Below are 19,102 nucleotides of genomic sequence, written 5' to 3'. Positions count from 1 at the left end.
CCCTTTATTATTGCTTTGACACGTAGAGTAATCTGTGATAAATTTACTCCATCAGATAGAACTATGTCAGATAGAGCACTATGTGGCAGAGTAAATGACAGATCTATTTATTTTGTACAGGAGGACCATACATGATTCGAAGTGATATCATTCGCGGACATCTCGATGCGATTATTTTGCGGCTGATCTATGAAGAAGACCGCTATGGCTACGAGATTTCCAAAGAAATCAGTTTGCGGACCGGGGATCGTTTTCAAATCAAGGAAGCCACGCTGTATGCGGTCTTTCAAAGGCTGGAGCGCAAAGAACTGATCGAATCGTACGTTGGCGATATTTCGCATGGCAGCAAGCGGCGTTATTACAAGATCACCAAGCTCGGCAAGGCTTATTTGAAGGAAACCGTTGAAGAATGGCTGGAAATCAAAGAGATCGTTAATATTTTCATGGAGGGATTGTAGGATGAAGAAGATTAGTGCACATGTTGAGGAATGGTTTCAGGATATTCCGGACAGCGAACAGAAGCAGTCCATGCAAGAGGAAATTACGCAAAACTTAGAGGAAAAAGTGTACGATTTGATGCGACGCGGCAAATCCGAGGAAGATGCGATCAATAAAGCCATCGTAGAGTTCGGCGATATCTCTGATATTAAATTGGAATTCGGCACCACCAGCAAAGATCCGGTTTCCGCTCGAAAGCAATTTGGACTGCATCTGGGTTTCTCGCTCTGGGGAAGCGGATTAATTGTTGCCCTCATGGTATTTATCAACTTGTATTACTCGCCGGGCACGATTTGGTTCGTCTATCCTACATTCGCCGTCGCTTGGTGGCCGCTTGTGATGTTTTACAAGTGGCTCGGCTGGAAATAAGGAGGTCATAAGATGACAAGTCCCCGCGTCGCTTTTGCCGTGATGGGCAGTCTGATGAGCGTTGCTTTCCTCATTCTCGTGAACCATCTGACTTCGCCCGGTTATCTGTGGGTCATTCATCCCGCTTTTGCCATTATTCAATGGCCGATTGCGATGTACTTTGCCGCTTCCGGCAGGCTCAAAGCCTATTCCGCAGTTACCAGCCTGCTGATTATCTTGTACCTCATCGTGGAGAATATTACGCAGAGTCCTGAACATCCATGGTTCTTATATGCGGCTTTCGCTATTATTTGGTGGCCGATCATCATGTATGCCGGCCGCTTCGCCGGGACGCTCCGGATGGCGCTGATCGGCAGCTTCTGCATCATCGTTTCGTACGGAGCGCTTAATTTGCTGCTCTCACCGCAATTTCCATGGATCATCTTCCCTGCTTACGCTGCCCTTTGGTGGCCGATGTCCATTTATTTCAGCCGCAGCCGCAGGTGGTTTGAGTTTGCCCTATGTGCCTCACTGCTGACCAGTGCTTTATTCATTATACTGAACGCCGTTACTTCTCCTGATCATATCTGGGCTATCTATCCTATATTCGCAGTCATCTGGTGGCCGCTCAGTATGCATTACTACGCCAAACGCCCTCCTATTTGATCGCTCTTGGTGCAGGATGCTACAATGATATCAAAAACGTAAAACGGAGAATCGCCTATGCCCTCATACATCATGAAAAACAATCGAGTCAACGCACGTATTCTGGCATCCCAAGCTGTAGCAGCGGATGCCCCTGCCGTCATGGAACTGCTGGTCGGCGCAGCCACCTGGCTCAAGAGTAAAGGCTCCACGCAGTGGAGTGCCCTTCTGAATGGTGACGATTACCATAATGTAGTCGGTCATATCGACAAAGGCGAGCTGTTCCTCTTCAAAGATGGCGAAATATTAGCCGGAATCGTCCTGCTGATGCAAGTTCCCGGAGAGTGGGATCACGGCTTATGGGGCAAGGAAGGCCATGAATCGATCGTCTATTTGCACCGCTTGGCGATCAGCCGTGAATACGCAGGCCAAGGCCTCGGAGCGGATATTGTCCGCTGGGCCGAGGAAGGCGTATCCTTCCCAGGGAAAGATCGCATCCGACTCGATTGCATTGCAAACAATGAGAAGCTGAACGCCTTCTACAGCGGGCTCGGCTATACCTACAAAGGAACTTCGCCTAGCGGGTTCTGCTTGTACGAGAAATTTTATAGCTAATTAGTAATGCTAAAGCTGCCTTTAAAGTGTATTCACTTTTAAGGCAGCTTTTGTTTTGCTCGGGACCGGGTGGGGGCGACTAAAAGTTGCAGGATAAGCATCATTTCATCCCATTCAGTTGGTAAGCATGGTCAATGCCGACCAAACTGCAACATTTCCAAGCGATATCGGAGCCAAACCGTGTCTTGAGGCGAAAATGTGGTAAATAGCGCAATATTTACTCTACGAGCCCTCTTCAATAACTGAAATGTTGCATAGCTGGCAAAATTGTTGCTTACCGAATAAAGATTCACACCTCACGCATGACTTGACTCGCGCGCTAACGAACTCCAGAGCGCTTATTCCAGCTAGATGACGGCATTGGAAAATCTAACAAACCCTACGTACCCTTTAAATCTAACGAATCGTAGGGGGCTTATATGCTCCAAAAAACGAGATTTGAAATTCTAACGGATCCTACAGGCCTTATTTGCTCCAAAACCCGTGCATTTCTGCTCAATTCATCTAAATAAGGCCTCTGTGGTTCGTTAGAATTTTAGAGGTGCTTATTTCTCCAAAATAATGCCTCTACGGTTCGTTAGAGCTGCGAGGGTTTGTGAGAGGCTGTACAAGTTGACTGGGATCGCTTGATGAGGGGCTGCTGCAACGTGACTGGTCGGGAGGCTATTTTCGGGCTGGGCGACTCGTTAGTACGGCAAAAAGGTGGCAAAAGGGTTAATCCCTTCGCCACCTTGCTTGATTCAGTGTGTTCTGTTCATATGAAATGAAGTCCGCATAACTAGGCTGCTAGAATGCCCAGTTGCCTCCGCGGAACAGCGGTTCCGGTGTGCCGTCTTGGAGAACGCCGTCGATATCCAAATCCTCGGTGCCGATCATGAAATCAACATGCGTTAAGCTGTGATTCAAGCCGCGTTCCGCAAGCTCCTCTTTGCTCATCGACAAGCCGCCTTCCACGCAGAACGGAAACGCGAAACCGATGGCCAAGTGGCAGGCTGCGTTTTCATCAAACAGAGTATTGTAGAATGTCAGGTTCGTATCCGAAATCGGCGAACGGTAAGGCACTAATGCAAGCTCGCCCAGATAGTGCGAGCCTTCATCCGTTTCAACCAGCCCTTTAAGCGCCTCGTAACCAACCTCAGCTTGATACGCCGTAATACGTCCTTCCGTGAAGGTGATCGAGAAGTTGTCGATCAGATTGCCGTTGTAGCTAAGCGGCTTGCTGCTGACAACCGTTCCGTTCACGCTAGTACGCAGCGGAGATGTGAACACTTCCTCCGTTGGCATGTTCGGGATAAAAGTTGTTCCTTGCCCGTTACGTGTCCCCGCGCTTACCCAAATATGACCTTCCGGAAGTCCGATCGTCACATCGGTTCCTGCCGAACCGCGATAACGCAGCTCTTTGTATCTGCGCTCGTTAAGACGGCCGGCTTTGGAACGAAGATTGTCGGCATGCTCGCGCCATGATTGAACCGGATCGGCTGCATCCACCCGCGTCGCTGCGAAGATCGCTTCCCATAGGGCATCTACGCGCTCTACAGCCGGAAGTGCCGGGAACACTTTCTCCGCCCATTCCGGCGTCGGTACGGCAACAATCGACCACGATACTTCATTGCTCAGCGTAAACTTACGGAACGGCTGCAGCGCAGCTTGCTGGGATTTAGTCGCAAGACCGATCCGGGATGCATCGATTCCGTTCAGCAGATCCGGGTTCTCGGCAACGACCCAGAGGAAAGCTGCCCCCTCTTCCGCTAATGCCACTCGTCCCTTCGCATGCCATTCCGGGTAATAGGATAGTCCGTCTTCCGGCGATTTCTCAAGGCGCGTACGAGTAATTAACTCATCGCTCCAGTCGACATGTACATAGCTTGCTCCTATTTCATAGGCACGTTTCGCCACTTCTCTGACGAAATCAGCTGCTGCGATTTGCGAAATAATACAGAGCTTCTGACCGGGCTGAACGTTAACTCCGACCTCTACGGCAAGTGCCGCGTATTGCTCCAGACGATGTTGGAATGATTTCATTTGATCGACTCCTTTATGTAGGGGTAATTCCTCAAATCCTATAACCTGATACCGATTTCCATTATACCAGCGCGTGATTGGCAGATGCAAAAACACCTGAAAGGCAGACCGACTTCGGGCCACCGTTCAAGTGTTTTCCTACCTTACGTCATTTGAAATTGGGCATGATGAAGTCTGCTATAATGGCCGCCGGCTTCAAGAAGCTCTTCATGTTTACCCTGCTCGGATACGCCATCCTCAGTAACTACGACGATGCGATCGGCATTCTTAATTGTTGCCAGACGGTGCGCGATAACGAGCGTCGTACGGCCTTGCGACAGCTCTGCAAGCGACTGCTGGATTGCGGACTCCGTCTCGGTATCGAGCGCAGAAGTAGCCTCATCCAGAATAAGAATTGGCGGGTTCTTGAGGAACATCCGGGCAATGGCAACACGCTGCTTCTGACCGCCGGACAGCTTTACGCCTCGCTCGCCCACGATCGTGTCCAGCCCCTCAGGCAAGGATAGAATAAATGACTCCAGCTGTGCTCGTTTCGCAGCCTGCATCAACTCAGCGTCTGTTCCGTCCATCTTGCCATACTTGATATTATCGCGAATCGTTCCCGAGAACAGGAATACGTCCTGCTGGACGATACCGATCCCTTTGCGCAGTGAATTCAGCTTCATATCGCGGATATCGCGGCCGTCGATCGTAATGCCTCCTGAGTCAACGTCATAGAAACGGGGCAGCAAGCTGCATAACGTCGTTTTCCCGGCTCCGGAAGGACCGACGAACGCGACTGTCTCGCCTTCTTGGATGGTTAAGTTGATATGCTCGAGCACTTTAGATTCATTTTCGTATCCGAAGCTGACATTGGTAAACGCGATATTGCCGCGCAGATTCTCTACAACGATTGCATTGGGCCGATCTGCGACCTCAGGTTCCGTCTCAAGCAGCTCGATATATCGCTTGAAGCCTGCAAAACCTTTCGGATAGCTCTCGATAACCGCATTGATTTTCTCAATTGGCCCGATAAACACGTTTGCGAGCAATAAGAATCCGACAAACTCCCCTATTGTCAGCTCTTGCTGAATGACAAACCAAGTGCCGCAGACCATAACGAACAGGGTTACAAAACGTTTCAACATGTAGCTGAGCGAAACGTTGGCCGCCATAATTTTGTAAGAAAGCAGCTTGGTTAAGCGGAAACGCTGATTGTTGACTTGGAACTGCTCCTTCTCGAACTCCTCGTTCGCGAAGGATTGAACAACGCGCATGCCGCCAACATTATCTTCTACGCGCGCATTAAAGTCCGCAATATCGCTGAAGAGCTGATGGAACGCCCTGGTCATTTTCTTGCTGAAGACGATGGCCAGCCATACCATGAGCGGTACAACAACAAAGGTGAGAAGCGCCAGCTTCCAGTTAATCAGCATCATTAATGTGAATGCGCCTACCAGCGTCATAACGGCAATAAACAAATCCTCCGGCCCGTGATGGGCCATTTCACCGATTTCAAGCAAGTCATTGGTAAGCCGGGACATCAAATGACCTGTCTTCGTATTATCAAAGAATCGAAATGAGAGCTTCTGAATATGATCGAACAGCTTGCGGCGCATATCGGTTTCGATATTAATGCCCAGCATATGCCCCCAATAGGTTACGACATAGTTAAGAAACGCGGTAAATGCATAAATGGCAAGCAAGGCGATACAAGCCCAAGCGATCAGGCTCCAGTCTTTCCCTGGCAGAAGCTTATCCACGAATTGATTGACCGCAACGGGGAACCCCAGCTCCAGAAAGCCGGCGAAGATGGCACAGCAGAAATCCAGATAGAACAGCCCTTTATAGGGCTTGTAGTACGTCATGAAGCGTTTAAGCATAGCGAGAAATACCCTCCCTTACTGTTGATATTGCTGTATGAATGGTTATTTGGCCCGTGTGAGCAAGTACAGAAAATACGGTGCTCCGATAATGGCAACCACAATCCCTGTTGGCACATCGTACATACGAGCAAGTGTATCTGAGATAATGAGCAGCAGACCGCCTGTAACTGCCGAGGCTGGCAATAAGTACGTATGCTGCGGACCAACAAGCCTGCGTGCCAAATGAGGTCCGATCAGTCCAACAAAAGCGATTCCGCCGCCAACCGCTACACAGGAAGCGGCTAGTGCAACGGCTGCCCCGTACAGATACAACCGTTCACGGTTAAGTGCCGTACCCAGCCCGGAAGCCGTCTGATCCCCTAAATTCAGCACGTCCAGCACACGTGCCTTGTAGTAGACAAAGGGCAGTAGCACGACGATCCAAGGCAATAACGCCAGGACGAAACGCCAGTCCATGCCCAGCATGCTGCCTGCCAGCCAAACCTGAACGAATTTAAATTGATCCGGGTTGAGCTTCAGCGTCAAGACGAGCATAAGGGCCGAAATCCCGGCAGCTACCGCGATTCCGACAAGCAGAAGGCGAATGGTCGAAATGCCATAATGACGTCTATAGGAGAGACCGTAGATTAGTGCGGCTGTAGCCCCTGCTCCAATCATGGCAAGCAAAGGCAGCAGAAAAATGGCATGGTTTATCGGTGTGACGGATATATACAGAATGACGATCAGTCCCGCTCCTGCGTTAATACCGAGGATCCCGGGATCGGCCAGCGCATTTCGCGTAACCCCTTGTAATATGCAGCCCGACACCGCGAAACCGGCGCCGATCAGCAGTGACATTACGATCCGAGGCAGACGGAACTGGTAGAGTATCAGTTCTTGATTAGCCGTCCCATTGCCAAGCAGTGTATGTATCATATCGCTAGGCGAGAGCCTCAATGTGCCTGTACTCATACTTATAATGAATACAAGGATAATGAGACCGCCCATCAACCCTATTATTGTGTATGCCTTCTTCTTCCGTGCCTTCTCTGCAGGAGTAACTGTAAAGGTGTTCATTACAGCTCCCTCCTTTCTTTTATCGCCAGATACAGGAAGAATGGAACGCCAATGACTCCAATAAGTGCACCCAGCGGCGTTTCGGAGTATGGATTGAACATACGGGCGCCAATGTCCGCAACGATGAGCAAGAGCGCGCCAAGGACAGCAGAGCACGGAATGATCCACCGATAATCGACGCCTACCAAATACCGTGCGATATGCGGAATGATGAGTCCTACGAACCCTACAGCCCCAACGACGCTAACCGAAGCTCCGGCTAAAATAAGCACGAGGATCGTTCCGATCAGCTTTATCAGCCCGGTACGTTGCCCAAGACCAATTGCAATTTCTTCACCAAGGCTTAACAGCGTTATCGAACGCGACATCATGATCGCAATGACAATACTGCCCAATATCCAAGGCGAAATGATACGAATTTGCGCCCATTCCACGCCTGCCATGCCGCCGGCGAGCCAGAAGGCCAGCTCTCGGCCTACTTGATAATGAATGGCGATCGCGTCACTAATGGCAAGCAGCAGCGCAGTTACGGCAGCGCCTGCAAGAACCAGACGCACCGGCGTAAGGCCGCCTTTGACAAACGCCCCTGTTCCAAACACAAGTGCAGCAGCCGCAGCGGCGCCAAAGAATGAGAAGAACATGAGATTCACGAATGACATACCGGGAAAGAACGCAAAACATACCGCCAGCAGAACGCCTGCACCGGCATTAATGCCCAGCAAGCCCGAGTCTGCCAATGGATTGCGCGTCATTCCCTGCATAATCGCACCAGCTGCGGCAAAAGCCGCTCCTGTAAGCGCACCTGCCAATACACGCGGAATACGCAATTCCCTGATGATTTGGTGCTGAGTCAAATCCGAATTAAAGTGAAAGAGCGCATCCCAAACCGTCGATAAGGATGTGTCAGCGGCTCCAACACAAATAGATATAGCAGCAGTTAGAACCAATGCAAGTGTACCGAAAATAAGGATAAGTAGGGCAGCGAGCGGCCGGGAATGAATGGCCAATTGCTGTGTTTGTGAGGATGATTGAACGTCCACTTCAAAATAAACCACCTTTGCACGGATGACAAACCTATAGCTTGATGCGATCATTGAGAATTATTTTCATTTCCATAATAAAGAGTTCAGCGCCTCTTGTCCATTTATTTGCCCAATGTTTCCTAAGAACGTGCAAGTTTAATGTGAAAAAGGTACCATTCCTTGAACAAGTCTCAGATGGAGGCGATTCTCATGGATTCCAGCATCGATCGCGGGATTGACCGTCTGGTTCATCACCTGCTTGGCAAACAAAGTCAAGACGGCAGTTGGCGACTTGGATTCATTGATAGCGGAACGACCACTGATGCGGCTGCAATTATGCTGTTCACCAGCGCCGGCATTCAGAAGCCAGCGCTAATCGCTTCCTTATGTGAGCGAATCTTAACCAAGCAGGGCGCTGATGGCGCTTGGCGTGTATATCCCGATGAAGAGGATGGTAATCTCGCCGCGACGGCAGAATGTTATTTTGCCTTACAATTTGCCGGTCTATCACCTTCTAATCCCCGAATGAAGCAGGCTCGCGCGTGCATCGCCAAGCTCGGAGGACTCTCGCGTATCAATAGCTTATTGTCTAAATTCCTGCTTGCGGTTGTCGGACAATATGAATGGCCGCGCTGGTTCCCTGTTCCACTCTCACTGCTGCTGCTGCCTCCAACCTCGCCGCTTCACTTCTTTCAGTTCTCCGGATATGCTCGTGTTCACATGGCCCCGATGATGCTGCTCGGTTCTACCAAGCCTGCTTTCACGCTTCCTCACATCGAACCCCTTCGCTTCCACTATGAGGATACTTCGCTTGAGCAGCTGTTAGAGCAGCAAAACAGTTGGCAGCAGCATGTATCCATGCGAGTCCCCTCTTTGCAAGGATTATCGCCGCTTACGGCCCTTAACAAGCAAGGTACAGCTCGCGCGCAGCAATACATGCTGGATCGAATTGAGCCGGACGGTACGCTGTACTGTTATGCCAGTGCGACCATTCTAATGATTCATGCGCTTCGCGCATTGGGATTCGAAATCGGTCATCCTATAATCATGCATGCTGTTGCAGGACTGGAGTCACTACTGCTTCGCGATAATCATGATCTCACGATGCAGAATACGACCTCCACTGTATGGGATACCGCATTAATTAGCCACGCCCTCCAAGCAGCAGGCGTACGCGCCAATCATCCGAGCATTCGATCCGCGGGCGATTATTTATTGAAGCACCAGCATTCCAAGCTTGGCGACTGGAAGCTGAACGTGGAGCATCCGCTGCCAGGCGGCTGGGGCTTCTCCGACTCGAATACGATAAATCCGGATATCGATGACACTACAGCTGCCATGCGCGCCATTCATGGACTCGCCAATGAGGTTCCTTATCAGCATGCTCAGGAGCTCGGCCTGCAATGGCTGCTGTCCATGCAAAACGCCGACGGCGGCTGGGCGGCATTCGAGCGCAATGTGAACAACAAAATCATCAGCTGGGTACCGCTCGATGGTGCGGAGGATGCCGCTACGGATCCATCAACACCGGATTTAACCGGCAGAACGCTGGAATATTTGGGCAGCCATGCCGGGCTGACAACCGCTCACAGCCGATTCATGCGCCGAGCTGCAGACTGGCTCTATAGCGCGCAGCAGGCTGACGGTTCATGGTATGGCCGCTGGGGCGTCTGCTATATCTATGGCACTTGGGCTGCGCTCACCGGCTTGATCGCCGCCGGTGAGTCGCCAAACCATCCGCAAATTCGCAAGGCCAAGGAATGGCTTCATCGCATTCAACTGCCAGATGGCGGATTTGGCGAATCCTGTCGCAGCGATCTTGTGAAGCGATACGTCCCGCTCTCCTATTCCACGCTGTCGCAAACCGCATGGGCGCTCGATGCGCTTGTCGCCGTTAACGATCAGTCCTCCCCTGCCATGGAGCAAGCATGCGATTTTCTGTTACGTGCATTAGATTCGGAGGACCCGCTTCCAAAGAAGTATCCGACCGGTGCAGGATTGCCCGGCTATCTCTATACGAGATATGAGAGCTACCCTCTGGTATGGCCGCTTCTCGCACTGGCAAATTACCGCAATAAGTTTGGAGGCAGCTCGACTTCAGCCAATTAAAGCCCGTAATCGCGAAAAAAAGGGACTATTCCGCACGCACGCAATCGCGCGGCGGAAAGTCCCACAAGCCGGTAACTTGAAATGCCAACTGCTTAAAAAAATAAAATAAGTTCAATTAACGCTGCAAACGCCAGTACATATCGTTCAAACGCAGCTCATTGCGGAATGCGAGCGGATTTGTCGAATGATCGATGATCACACATTCAATGCCTGTCATCTCTGCCCAGTCCACCAGCTGCTCAGCCGTAACCTCATACGAGAATACCGTATGATGCGCGCCGCCTGCCCGGATCCACGCTTCTGCGGAATCTTTCAGGGATGGCTGCGGCTTCCAAAGCACGCGTGCAACCGGTAGTTTCGGCATATCATGCGGTGTTTCTACAGCATCGACAATGTTCACGATGAGACGGAACCGATTGCCCACATCAATAAGCGATGCGTTCACGGCTTGACCGCTGCGACCGTTGAAGGTCATACGGGCTGGGTCAGCTTTGCCGCCGATGCCCAGCGGGTGAACTTCAAGACGAGGCTTGCCTTCGGCGATCGTCGGGCAAATTTCAAGCATATGCGCGCCAAGAATGAGTTCATTGCCCGGCTCCAGATGGTACGTATAGTCCTCCATAAAGGAAGTCCCTTTATTGCCGGCAATCGTCTTCATCACACGAGTAAGCGCCGCTGTCTTCCAATCGCCTTCGCCGCCGAAGCCGTAGCCTGCCTCCATTAAACGCTGCACCGCAAGCCCGGGAAGCTGCTTCATGCCGTGCAAATCTTCGAAGGTTGTCGTGAACGCCGTGAAGCCGCCTTCTTGGAGGAATGCTTTCATTCCTAGCTCAATACGAGCCTGCTCCCGGATCGATTCCCACTTCTCAGCATTGGAGCGTGTTTCAGCCGCGATCTCGTAAGCCGCTTCGTATTCGTCGGTCAGCGCATTCAGCTGCTCTTCCGTCACTTGCGCGATATAAGCTGCCAAATCTCCGATTCCGTAGCCGTTAATCGACCAGCCGAACTTAATTTGTGCTTCAACCTTATCGCCTTCTGTAACAGCAACCTGACGCATATTGTCGCCGAAGCGTGCTACTTTGAGCGAGCGGCCTTCTGTGAATGCCACCGATGTGCGCATCCAGCCGGCAATACGGCCACGCACCTCAGCATCCTCCCAGTACCCTACAACAACTTTACGGGCAATGCCCATGCGTGCACCGATGAAGCCGTATTCACGGTCACCGTGAGCGGATTGATTCAAGTTCATGAAATCCATATCAATGGAGTCCCAAGGAATATCGCGGTTAAACTGTGTGTGCAGGTGAAGCAGCGGCTTGCGCAGCTCGGATAATCCGGCAATCCACATCTTCGCAGGCGAGAACGTATGCATCCAAGTGATCAAACCCGCACATTGCTCGTCCGCATTAGCTGCCGCGCACAGGCTATAGATTTCTTCGGGCGTGGTTAATACCGGTTTAAACACAACTTCATAAGTGATCGCTTCATCGCGATCCAAACCCTCTGCAATGATTCGGGAATGATCTGCAACCTCTAGCAGCGTTTCCGGTCCATATAGATGCTGGCTGCCGGTAACAAACCAAAATTGATAACGTTTAACCTGTATCACGTTAATATTCCTCCTCATGATCCTGAATTCATCGTTAACTTGTACGAACATGATAGCAGAATAAATCACCACATCGGTACTCATACAGACATTTTCGCTAAATCCAAGCAAAAGACCAGAGTATGTACAGCTGTAAACTTGTACGTACAACTACTACCAACCCCATTGTACGCTCCTGCAGATTTGTTTTCAATACTTAATTATTAACGTTTCTATACTTAACACTTGACACTGATACACTTTGTATCATAAATTACTATTAGTGGGGCCGAAGTGTAGCTTTTTCACTAGTAATAGTTTGCGAAGAATGACGTAAGGAGCTAGAAACTATGACGATGGGAGATCGATTAAGGGAACTTCGACTTCGAAAGCACATTTCACAAGAAGAAGTCGCCAGGCAAATTGGCATTACCCGTTCTGCTTACAGTCATTACGAAATTAACAACCGCCAGCCGGTCTATGAAACGTTAAAGAAGCTCGCTATTCTTTTTAACGTATCACTGGACTACATTATCGGCGGTGAGGCTGCAAGACCAGAAACGCCTGTAACTCCTGAAGCGATCGAAATTATCCGTATTCTAAACGGCATGGATCAGGAACGCCGAAAGCAATCCATCGATCGGATGATGGCGGTTATCAGGCAAGCTGACTAACGCTTCGCAGGGTTGCAGGCAGCGCGAACCAGATCATTGTCCCTTTATCCAAGGTACTGACAGCACCGATTGTGCCGCCGTGTGCTTCCACAATTTCTTTGGCAATCGCGAGCCCCAAGCCGCTGCCACCCTCGGCTGAGTTCCGGGAAATCTCTTTCTTGTAGAACCGGTCGAAAATAAAGGGCAAATGCTCTTCCTCAATTCCGCTGCCTGTATCGCTAACGGTTACGATGGTCCGTTTTGCTGTCTCATCGAAGAAAAAAGAAAGCGCTATCTCGCCCCCCTTCTCCGTATGTTTAATCGCGTTGTAAATGACATTCGCAATAACTTGATCCATTCGCGGCAGATCCAGGCGCAGCATGATGCGGTTCTGTTGTTCCATTTCATGGGCATGACCCTCCTGTTCGGAGTGCGCACTGTGAAAATCGCATCTGAACCGCATACCGCTGCTGATGACATCGATTTCGTAGAGATCATGCAGCTGTTGAATCCAATGACTGAGCGGAACATCCGCAAAGTCGAACCTCGTCTGTCCGGCCTCCAGCTTCGTCAGCTCGAACAAATCGTGAATCAATCGATTAAGTCCGCCGACCTTGCCCAGCATCATTCGCAGATAGCGCTGCTGCTGCTCCTCCGTTTTGACCACTCCATCTTGAAAAGCTTCCAAGTAGCCTTGCAGCAACGTAATCGGCGTGCGCAGATCATGCGAAATATTCGTCATCAGATGCCTTCGTGACGACTCCGAACGATGCAGGTCCCGATTCGTCTGCGCCAGCGATTCATTCGCCTCACTCAGCGCGGTCGTCCGCTCTTCGATACGCTCCTCCAAATGCACATTCAGCTCTCTCAGCTCACTTGAGACATGCTCAACCTGGTACATGGCGCTGGAGAACCTTTTCGAAATGATAAAAGACTGCATCAGCATAAAGAAGAACAATCCCAGCGGAATCAGCTGTGCATATAGAAGCCATTCGTTGTAGAACAGCATGTCATTCAGTACCGTAACGACGAACACCGCTACCCCTGCCAGGACAAACGCAGACCCGATCCGTTTGCGAATCTTCGCCGTAACCAGGATGATTAGCGTATAGATGCTCACAGCCACAACGTAAATTTGAAACCATGAAATCTGTTGCGTGTACACGATTGCAGGTGTGAACAGCACAAAGCCGACCAAAGTGGTCCCAATTCCGATTACGAAAGGGATCACGCGTTTGGATGCATCCATCGGAAAGAGCCGATACACGTACAAATACCCCGCCACTGCGCTTAGCGAAAAGGCGATATATTCGATTTTCATCCCAATCTCCCAAGACAGCGGAATGAGCTGTAAAATATAATTTTCGCCGGTTACGCCGGCTCTCGCCGCAATGAATAAGCATAATAAACCAAAATGAATCGTAAACTGCTCCTGCCTGCGGAAAGCATACAAACCGATGTGATAGATCCCGATGATAAACAAGCTGCCCAGGATGAGCATTTCCTGGATGGAAGCTTTCATCTGATTCGCGACGAGCGTGTCGCTGTTGCCCATCTTGAGCGGAACCCAGATGCCCCCTTTGCGATGCTGGAAGTTGGATACCTGCACGACAAAATCCAGCTCCTGCTTACCTTCTACATTAAACGATACAATCCGCGGGAATTGCTGCGCCTTCGAAGAGCTTCGGCTCGTCCCGACGATCCCTTGTCCGGCAAGCTGCTTGCCGTTAATCCAGAACTTATAGCTGCTGAAAATATTCGGTATGCGCACGGCAAGCACATGATCCGTCGGTTTGATGAGCACCGTTAATTTATAGGTAGCATAGCCTTGTCCATTCTTAATGCCGCTGTTTCCCGGGTAGCTGTTCCAGGAACGAGGAACCGTTACATGCAAACCCTCATATCTCATGGCTAACTCAGGAGTCAGCAGCTGTCCGCTGAAGAACGTCCATTCCCCAGTCAGCGGGAGCTCGCCATCCCTATCAAACGACCAATTTCGAAGATCAAGAATACCTTGTTTCGCAGCAGGGTTCTCCTCGCCGCTCTGCGTACTGCAGCTTGCGAGCAGGAGTATGGGAAGTAAAAAGAGTAGAAACGATCGGAATAATCGGCGAATCATAGCAGCCTCCTGAAAAATCGTTGATTGCTCACCCCTCCCTCGATTCGCTATAATAGCCTAGGAAGAGGGGGAAGATGGAGATGAATGGTAGCAAAATTCTTGTCGTTGACGATGAAGCCGATATTACCGAGCTGATTACTTTATATATGGAACGAGAAGGTTTTGAAGTACATACGACAGACAACGGTGAAGATGCCGTCCTGCTCGCAGCCGGTCTAAAGCCGGATATGATCCTGCTGGACATCTCACTCAAGAATCTGGATGGTTTCGAAGTGTGCAAGCACATCCGAACGATTTCCAACGTTCCCATTTTGTTCATAAGCTGTAAGAGCGATGATACTGACATTATACATGGACTTACTGTAGGCGGCGATGATTATATGACCAAGCCGTTCAGTCCAAGTCAGCTAGTCGCTCGCGTTAAAGCACATCTGCGCCGTCAATCTGTGATCGGTCAATATTCGATCGACCGTGCGGTAGGCGAAGTGCTGGAATACGATGGTTTACGAATTGATTTGCCCGCGCGGACCGTTCATCTGGGCAGCAAAGAAGTCTTCCTATCGGCCAAGGAGTTCGAGCTTCTCGTCCGTCTGGCCAAAACACCGAACCGCGCTTTTGCACTCGATGATCTGTACACGATCGTTTGGGGACATGATAGTATGGGCGATACTCGTACATTGATGGTTCATGTCAGCAATTTGCGCAAGAAAATCGAGCCCGACCCTGCAAACCCGATCTATATTGTCACTGTTCGGGGAGTAGGCTACAAATTCAACGCCAAGGAAGGTTACAACACACATGTACAACGCTGACTTATGGAAAGATTACGAACTTCTCGATACCGGCAACGGAGAAAAACTCGAGCGCTGGGGCGGCTACGTGCTGCGCAGACCCGATCCCCAAGTTATTTGGCCGATCGCGAACGAAAGCGGTTTATGGAAAACAGCAGACGGCCACTATCACCGCAGCTCCTCCGGCGGCGGCGAATGGGAGTTCCGCACCAAAATGCCGGAACGCTGGTCCATCTCCTATGGCGAGCTGAAGTTTCATATTAAACCGACAAGCTTCAAACATACGGGCCTGTTCCCGGAGCAAGCCGTCAACTGGACCTGGATGATGGACAAAATCCGCAAAGCCGGTCGTCCGATTCGCGTGCTGAATTTGTTTGCCTACACAGGCGGAGCTACTGTCGCTGCCGCTGCAGCCGGCGCAGAAGTGTGCCATGTCGATGCTGCTAAAGGCATGGTGCAATGGGCCAAGGAAAATGCCGAGCTATCCGGTCTTAGCACCGCTCCGGTTCGTTACATAACGGATGATGTATTCAAATTCGTGCAGCGCGAGCAGCGCCGCGGCAGCAAGTACGACGCTATCATCATGGACCCGCCTTCCTACGGACGCGGACCGAACGGCGAAACCTGGAAGCTGGAGCAAAATCTTTACCCCTTCCTCGAGTTCTGCACAACGATTCTTACAGAGAATCCGTTGTTCGTGCTAGTGAACTCCTACACGACCGGACTGTCGCCGACAGTTCTTCACAATATGCTGCACATGACGGTTGGACGCAAACATAAAGGCTCCATCCACTGCGGCGAGATCGGCATCCCGATTTCCGCTTCCGGGCTTACATTGCCTTGCGGCATCTTGGGACGTTGGGAGGGTAAGTAAGATGGGTCATGACCCTGTTACAGCGCCGGCCCCGCTTCTGCCTGTGCTGTATGAGGACAACCATCTGCTTGCCGTCATTAAGCCGCCGGGCCTCCTTTCGCAGGCCGATGAAACGGGCGAAATGGATATGGTCACGCTGCTGAAGGACGATCTGAAAGCCCGCTATCAGAAGCCGGGCAATGTCTATGTCGGACTAGTCCATCGTTTGGATCGTCCCGTTGGCGGCGCCATGCTGTTCGCAAAGACGTCCAAAGCAGCTTCCCGCCTATCGGAGTCTGTTCGCAGTCGTTCATTCGATAAGCTGTATGTAGCGGTTGTTCATGGCTCCCCTGCGGCAGCTGCCGGCCGATTGCGTCACTTCCTGCGTAAAGATGCGGGCAGAAACATAGTTACCGTGCATCAGAAGCAGATACAGGATTCGAAAGAAGCCATACTTGACTATGCGGTAGTCGCCAAGCTAGGCGGACTCTCCCTCATCGCCGTGAAGCTGCTGACCGGGCGCTCGCATCAGATCAGGGCTCAGTTGGCCGAGATCGGCTGTCCGCTCGTATTCGATCGCAAATACGGAGCTCCCGCCGTTCAAGGCGAACAAGATATTGCCCTATGGTCGACATCCATCGGAGTAGCGCATCCGGTTACGAAGGAATGGCTTACCATTCATGCCCTGCCACCGAGGACGGAGCCGTGGAGTCGGTTTCGCGATGACGATTTCATCCGGGCACGTTCAATCCTGCCCCTGGAAGGGTTGTAGGGCTTATGAATAGACGCAAATTATCGCTGTTCAGCCTACTCGTCCTCGTCCTGCTCATTCTAAGCAGCTGCGGGAGCAGTCCGCACTTGGAGCCGAATCATAACCAACCGGAGAATGTCGCGCAGGAACCGACGCCGGATGAGGATCCACTGGCACCGGCACCGGACACGGACTCGGAGCCCGCTCCAGAGAACGCTGGTGACGCTGCTAATCAATCGCCAAATGATGACGCTAATTTATCCCAACCTGACAATCAAGACGCTGAGAGCGCGCCTCCAGCGCCTGAGAAGTCGGTTGACGCGCTTTGGGTGGCTGTTGGCGACGTAATGATGCATATGCCGCAGCTTCCCGGCGCCTATAACGAGAAAACAAAGAAATATAATTTCGAGCATTTCTTCAAGCCGATGAAGCCGATTCTTGAGCAAGGCGATTGGACGCTGGCCAATCTCGAAACGCCGATTGCAGGTAAGTCGCTTGGCTATTCGGGTTATCCGCGCTTCAATGCGCCGACCGAGCTTGGCGACGCGCTCAAGTATGCCGGCTTCACGACCATTACGACAGCTAACAATCACGCTCTGGACCGCGGCTCCAAAGGCATTGCACTGACGCTTCAGAAGCTCGGGGAGCTTGGCTTCGAAACGAAAGGTACGGCACGTTCGCGGGCGGAAGCCGACCGAATTGTCATCGCGAAGCGCAAAGGCATTGCAATGGGACTGCTCGCCTATACGTATGGTACGAACGGCATTCCGCTGCCCAAAGATCAGCCCTACGCCGTCTCCTTGATCGACGAAGCTAAGATGATCAGCGACATCAAGAAGCTCCGCGAGGCTGGCTCCGATTTCATTACGGTCGTGCTGCATTTTGGCATCGAATATCAGACCCAGCCGAACGAGGTGCAGAAGAATCTGGCGCGCAAGCTGATCGCTGCCGGTGCCGACATCATTGCCGGCTCCCACCCGCATGTCATTCAGCCTTACGAGATGGTTGAAGCGGCTGAACCGGACGGCTCCGTAAGAAAAGGACTCATTATTTATTCCATGGGTAATTTCATTTCCAATCAACGCGGTGATTCGAAGGATTACGGCGTCGTCTATAAAGTGAGCATTCACAAAGACGGTCCAACAGGTAAAACGTCCATTCAGAATGTGGAGGCGCTCCCTACTTGGGTGCACCGGGTAACCAGCAAAGGCGTGACCAATTACGACGTTGTTCCGCTGCAGCAGGTGATTGCCTCCAAAGCGCTTAAAGACCTCTCCGGAACGGATTACACGTCGCTCAAGCAGATGTACCATCAACTCATGAAACGGTTGAAATCGATGTCCGGCACGCCGTTCAAAGTAACAGGCTAGGCAGATAGACGTAAAGAAACGGCTGTACTGGGATTCATTTTCCGGGACAGCCCTTTTTCTTTATATCCATGGCTTAAGGACTACAACGGCTATCATTACTAACTCACGTAGAATCGAAAATGTTGCAACAAAAAAAAGCCTGTGCGCTGCAGTTCCTCATCGGAACATGCGGATGCACAGGCCTCTTTCGATTGCAGCAGCCCTCTCAGACCGTACTTATTCGTTCACATATGTACAACCTACGAGTTGGCTACTTTGCCAAGCAGATAGACCAGCAGCTGCTGATTATGGGAAGAGATCCGGTCGAGCGCTTCACTGATGTAAGCATCGCGCACAGCAATACCGCGCGCAGCTTCGATTTGCCCTTTCTCGGTCACTGTGACCCATACAATGCGCCGATCGCTCTCGTCTCGATTCCGCACGACGAGACCGCCGCGCTCCATTCGATCAAGCAGCGTCGTAATTGCAGCGGGTGTCGTCTCCAAATAGCCGAGCAAATCCGAGGGTTTCATCGGTTGATGCTGGAGCAGCAGCTCCAGTACACTCAGTTGTCCTTCCGTTAATCCGGGAGCCAGTTCTTCCTCCAGATGCGACTTCCATTCCTTCGTCATCTTCATCCACAACCGGGCAAATTCCGCAGAAACGATGACCATCACCCGCCTTCTGTCCGATTTTATCTTATACCTTATTATACCATGCCGAAATGTCGAATATAAGGTTAATGCAGTTAATATTTTGTCTGACTAATCGCTACGAAAGAGAACCATTTGACAAGATTAGACATACATTGGTGGTAT

17 protein-coding genes are annotated in these 19,102 nt (G+C 51.1%); 10 read left to right on the top strand and 7 right to left on the bottom strand.

Annotation, left to right across the window (positions count from 1 at the left end; translation table 11 throughout):
- Positions 1-131: 131 nt before the first annotated feature.
- From AC6ESO_RS02740 to AC6ESO_RS02725, 4 genes are read left to right on the top strand one after another with little or no spacing between them, the layout of a single operon-like run.
- Positions 132-458 (top strand): helix-turn-helix transcriptional regulator, encoded by a 327-nt coding sequence (locus AC6ESO_RS02740; protein ID WP_494817248.1) that lies wholly within the window; start codon positions 132-134, stop codon positions 456-458.
- A 1-nt stretch (position 459) separates the two neighbouring features.
- Positions 460-867, top strand: coding sequence for a permease prefix domain 1-containing protein (locus AC6ESO_RS02735; RefSeq protein ID WP_497090043.1), 408 nt, complete (start codon positions 460-462; stop codon positions 865-867).
- Positions 868-879: 12 nt separating this feature from the next.
- Positions 880-1,512: a hypothetical protein gene (locus AC6ESO_RS02730; protein ID WP_497090042.1), complete on the top strand. Its 633-nt coding sequence runs from the start codon at positions 880-882 to the stop codon at positions 1,510-1,512.
- A gap of 57 nt (positions 1,513-1,569) precedes the next feature.
- On the top strand, positions 1,570-2,106 hold the full coding sequence (locus AC6ESO_RS02725; protein ID WP_497090041.1) for a GNAT family N-acetyltransferase: 537 nt from the start codon (positions 1,570-1,572) through the stop codon (positions 2,104-2,106).
- A gap of 786 nt (positions 2,107-2,892) precedes the next feature.
- On the opposite strand, the gene AC6ESO_RS02720 is transcribed toward AC6ESO_RS02725, so the two are convergent.
- The 4 genes from AC6ESO_RS02720 to AC6ESO_RS02705 form a co-directional block, all read right to left on the bottom strand.
- Positions 2,893-4,128 (bottom strand): aminopeptidase, encoded by a 1,236-nt coding sequence (locus AC6ESO_RS02720; RefSeq protein ID WP_497090040.1) that lies wholly within the window; start codon positions 4,126-4,128, stop codon positions 2,893-2,895.
- A gap of 143 nt (positions 4,129-4,271) precedes the next feature.
- Positions 4,272-5,990, bottom strand: a complete 1,719-nt coding sequence (locus tag AC6ESO_RS02715) for an ABC transporter ATP-binding protein (RefSeq protein ID WP_497090039.1) — start codon at positions 5,988-5,990, stop codon at positions 4,272-4,274.
- 45 nt (positions 5,991-6,035) lie between these two features.
- The gene (locus AC6ESO_RS02710) at positions 6,036-7,049 is read right to left on the bottom strand and encodes a FecCD family ABC transporter permease (protein ID WP_497090038.1); all 1,014 of its coding nucleotides are present in this window, start codon (positions 7,047-7,049) and stop codon (positions 6,036-6,038) included.
- Positions 7,049-8,089, bottom strand: a complete 1,041-nt coding sequence (locus AC6ESO_RS02705) for a FecCD family ABC transporter permease (RefSeq protein ID WP_497090037.1) — start codon at positions 8,087-8,089, stop codon at positions 7,049-7,051. Before AC6ESO_RS02705 ends, AC6ESO_RS02710 begins: the two co-directional genes overlap by 1 nt.
- Positions 8,090-8,281: 192 nt before the next feature.
- Here AC6ESO_RS02705 and AC6ESO_RS02700 point away from each other — a divergent pair, with 192 nt between their 5' ends.
- Positions 8,282-10,180, top strand: a complete 1,899-nt coding sequence (locus AC6ESO_RS02700; protein WP_497090036.1) for a terpene cyclase/mutase family protein — start codon at positions 8,282-8,284, stop codon at positions 10,178-10,180.
- A 115-nt stretch (positions 10,181-10,295) separates the two neighbouring features.
- Here AC6ESO_RS02700 and araA read toward each other — a convergent pair whose 3' ends face one another.
- Positions 10,296-11,789, bottom strand: a complete 1,494-nt coding sequence (gene araA, locus AC6ESO_RS02695) for an L-arabinose isomerase (protein WP_497090035.1) — start codon at positions 11,787-11,789, stop codon at positions 10,296-10,298.
- Between the two features lie 329 nt (positions 11,790-12,118).
- On the opposite strand from araA, the gene AC6ESO_RS02690 reads away from it, so the two are divergent.
- Complete coding sequence (locus tag AC6ESO_RS02690; protein ID WP_091215574.1) at positions 12,119-12,442, top strand: helix-turn-helix domain-containing protein; 324 nt, start codon at positions 12,119-12,121, stop codon at positions 12,440-12,442.
- Here AC6ESO_RS02690 and AC6ESO_RS02685 read toward each other — a convergent pair.
- Complete coding sequence (locus AC6ESO_RS02685; protein WP_497090034.1) at positions 12,426-14,540, bottom strand: sensor histidine kinase; 2,115 nt, start codon at positions 14,538-14,540, stop codon at positions 12,426-12,428. The genes AC6ESO_RS02690 and AC6ESO_RS02685 overlap by 17 nt on opposite strands.
- 80 nt (positions 14,541-14,620) lie before the next feature.
- Between AC6ESO_RS02685 and AC6ESO_RS02680 the strand changes: the two genes are divergently transcribed.
- The 4 genes from AC6ESO_RS02680 to AC6ESO_RS02665 are packed head-to-tail and all read left to right on the top strand — an operon-like array spanning position 14,621 to position 18,305.
- Positions 14,621-15,352 (top strand): response regulator, encoded by a 732-nt coding sequence (locus AC6ESO_RS02680; RefSeq protein ID WP_494817238.1) that lies wholly within the window; start codon positions 14,621-14,623, stop codon positions 15,350-15,352.
- On the top strand, positions 15,339-16,205 hold the full coding sequence (locus AC6ESO_RS02675; protein ID WP_091215567.1) for a class I SAM-dependent methyltransferase: 867 nt from the start codon (positions 15,339-15,341) through the stop codon (positions 16,203-16,205). The genes AC6ESO_RS02680 and AC6ESO_RS02675 overlap by 14 nt, the downstream gene beginning before the upstream one ends.
- A gap of 1 nt (position 16,206) precedes the next feature.
- On the top strand, positions 16,207-16,956 hold the full coding sequence (locus AC6ESO_RS02670) for an RluA family pseudouridine synthase (protein WP_497090033.1): 750 nt from the start codon (positions 16,207-16,209) through the stop codon (positions 16,954-16,956).
- Positions 16,957-16,961: 5 nt separating this feature from the next.
- Positions 16,962-18,305: a CapA family protein gene (locus tag AC6ESO_RS02665; protein ID WP_497090032.1), complete on the top strand. Its 1,344-nt coding sequence runs from the start codon at positions 16,962-16,964 to the stop codon at positions 18,303-18,305.
- 239 nt (positions 18,306-18,544) lie between these two features.
- On the opposite strand, the gene AC6ESO_RS02660 is transcribed toward AC6ESO_RS02665, so the two are convergent.
- Positions 18,545-18,952, bottom strand: coding sequence for a MarR family winged helix-turn-helix transcriptional regulator (locus AC6ESO_RS02660; RefSeq protein WP_497090478.1), 408 nt, complete (start codon positions 18,950-18,952; stop codon positions 18,545-18,547).
- Positions 18,953-19,102 lie beyond the last annotated feature (150 nt).

Source organism: Paenibacillus rhizoryzae (assembly GCF_059686995.1).
This window is presented reverse-complemented; position numbering and strand designations above follow the sequence as displayed.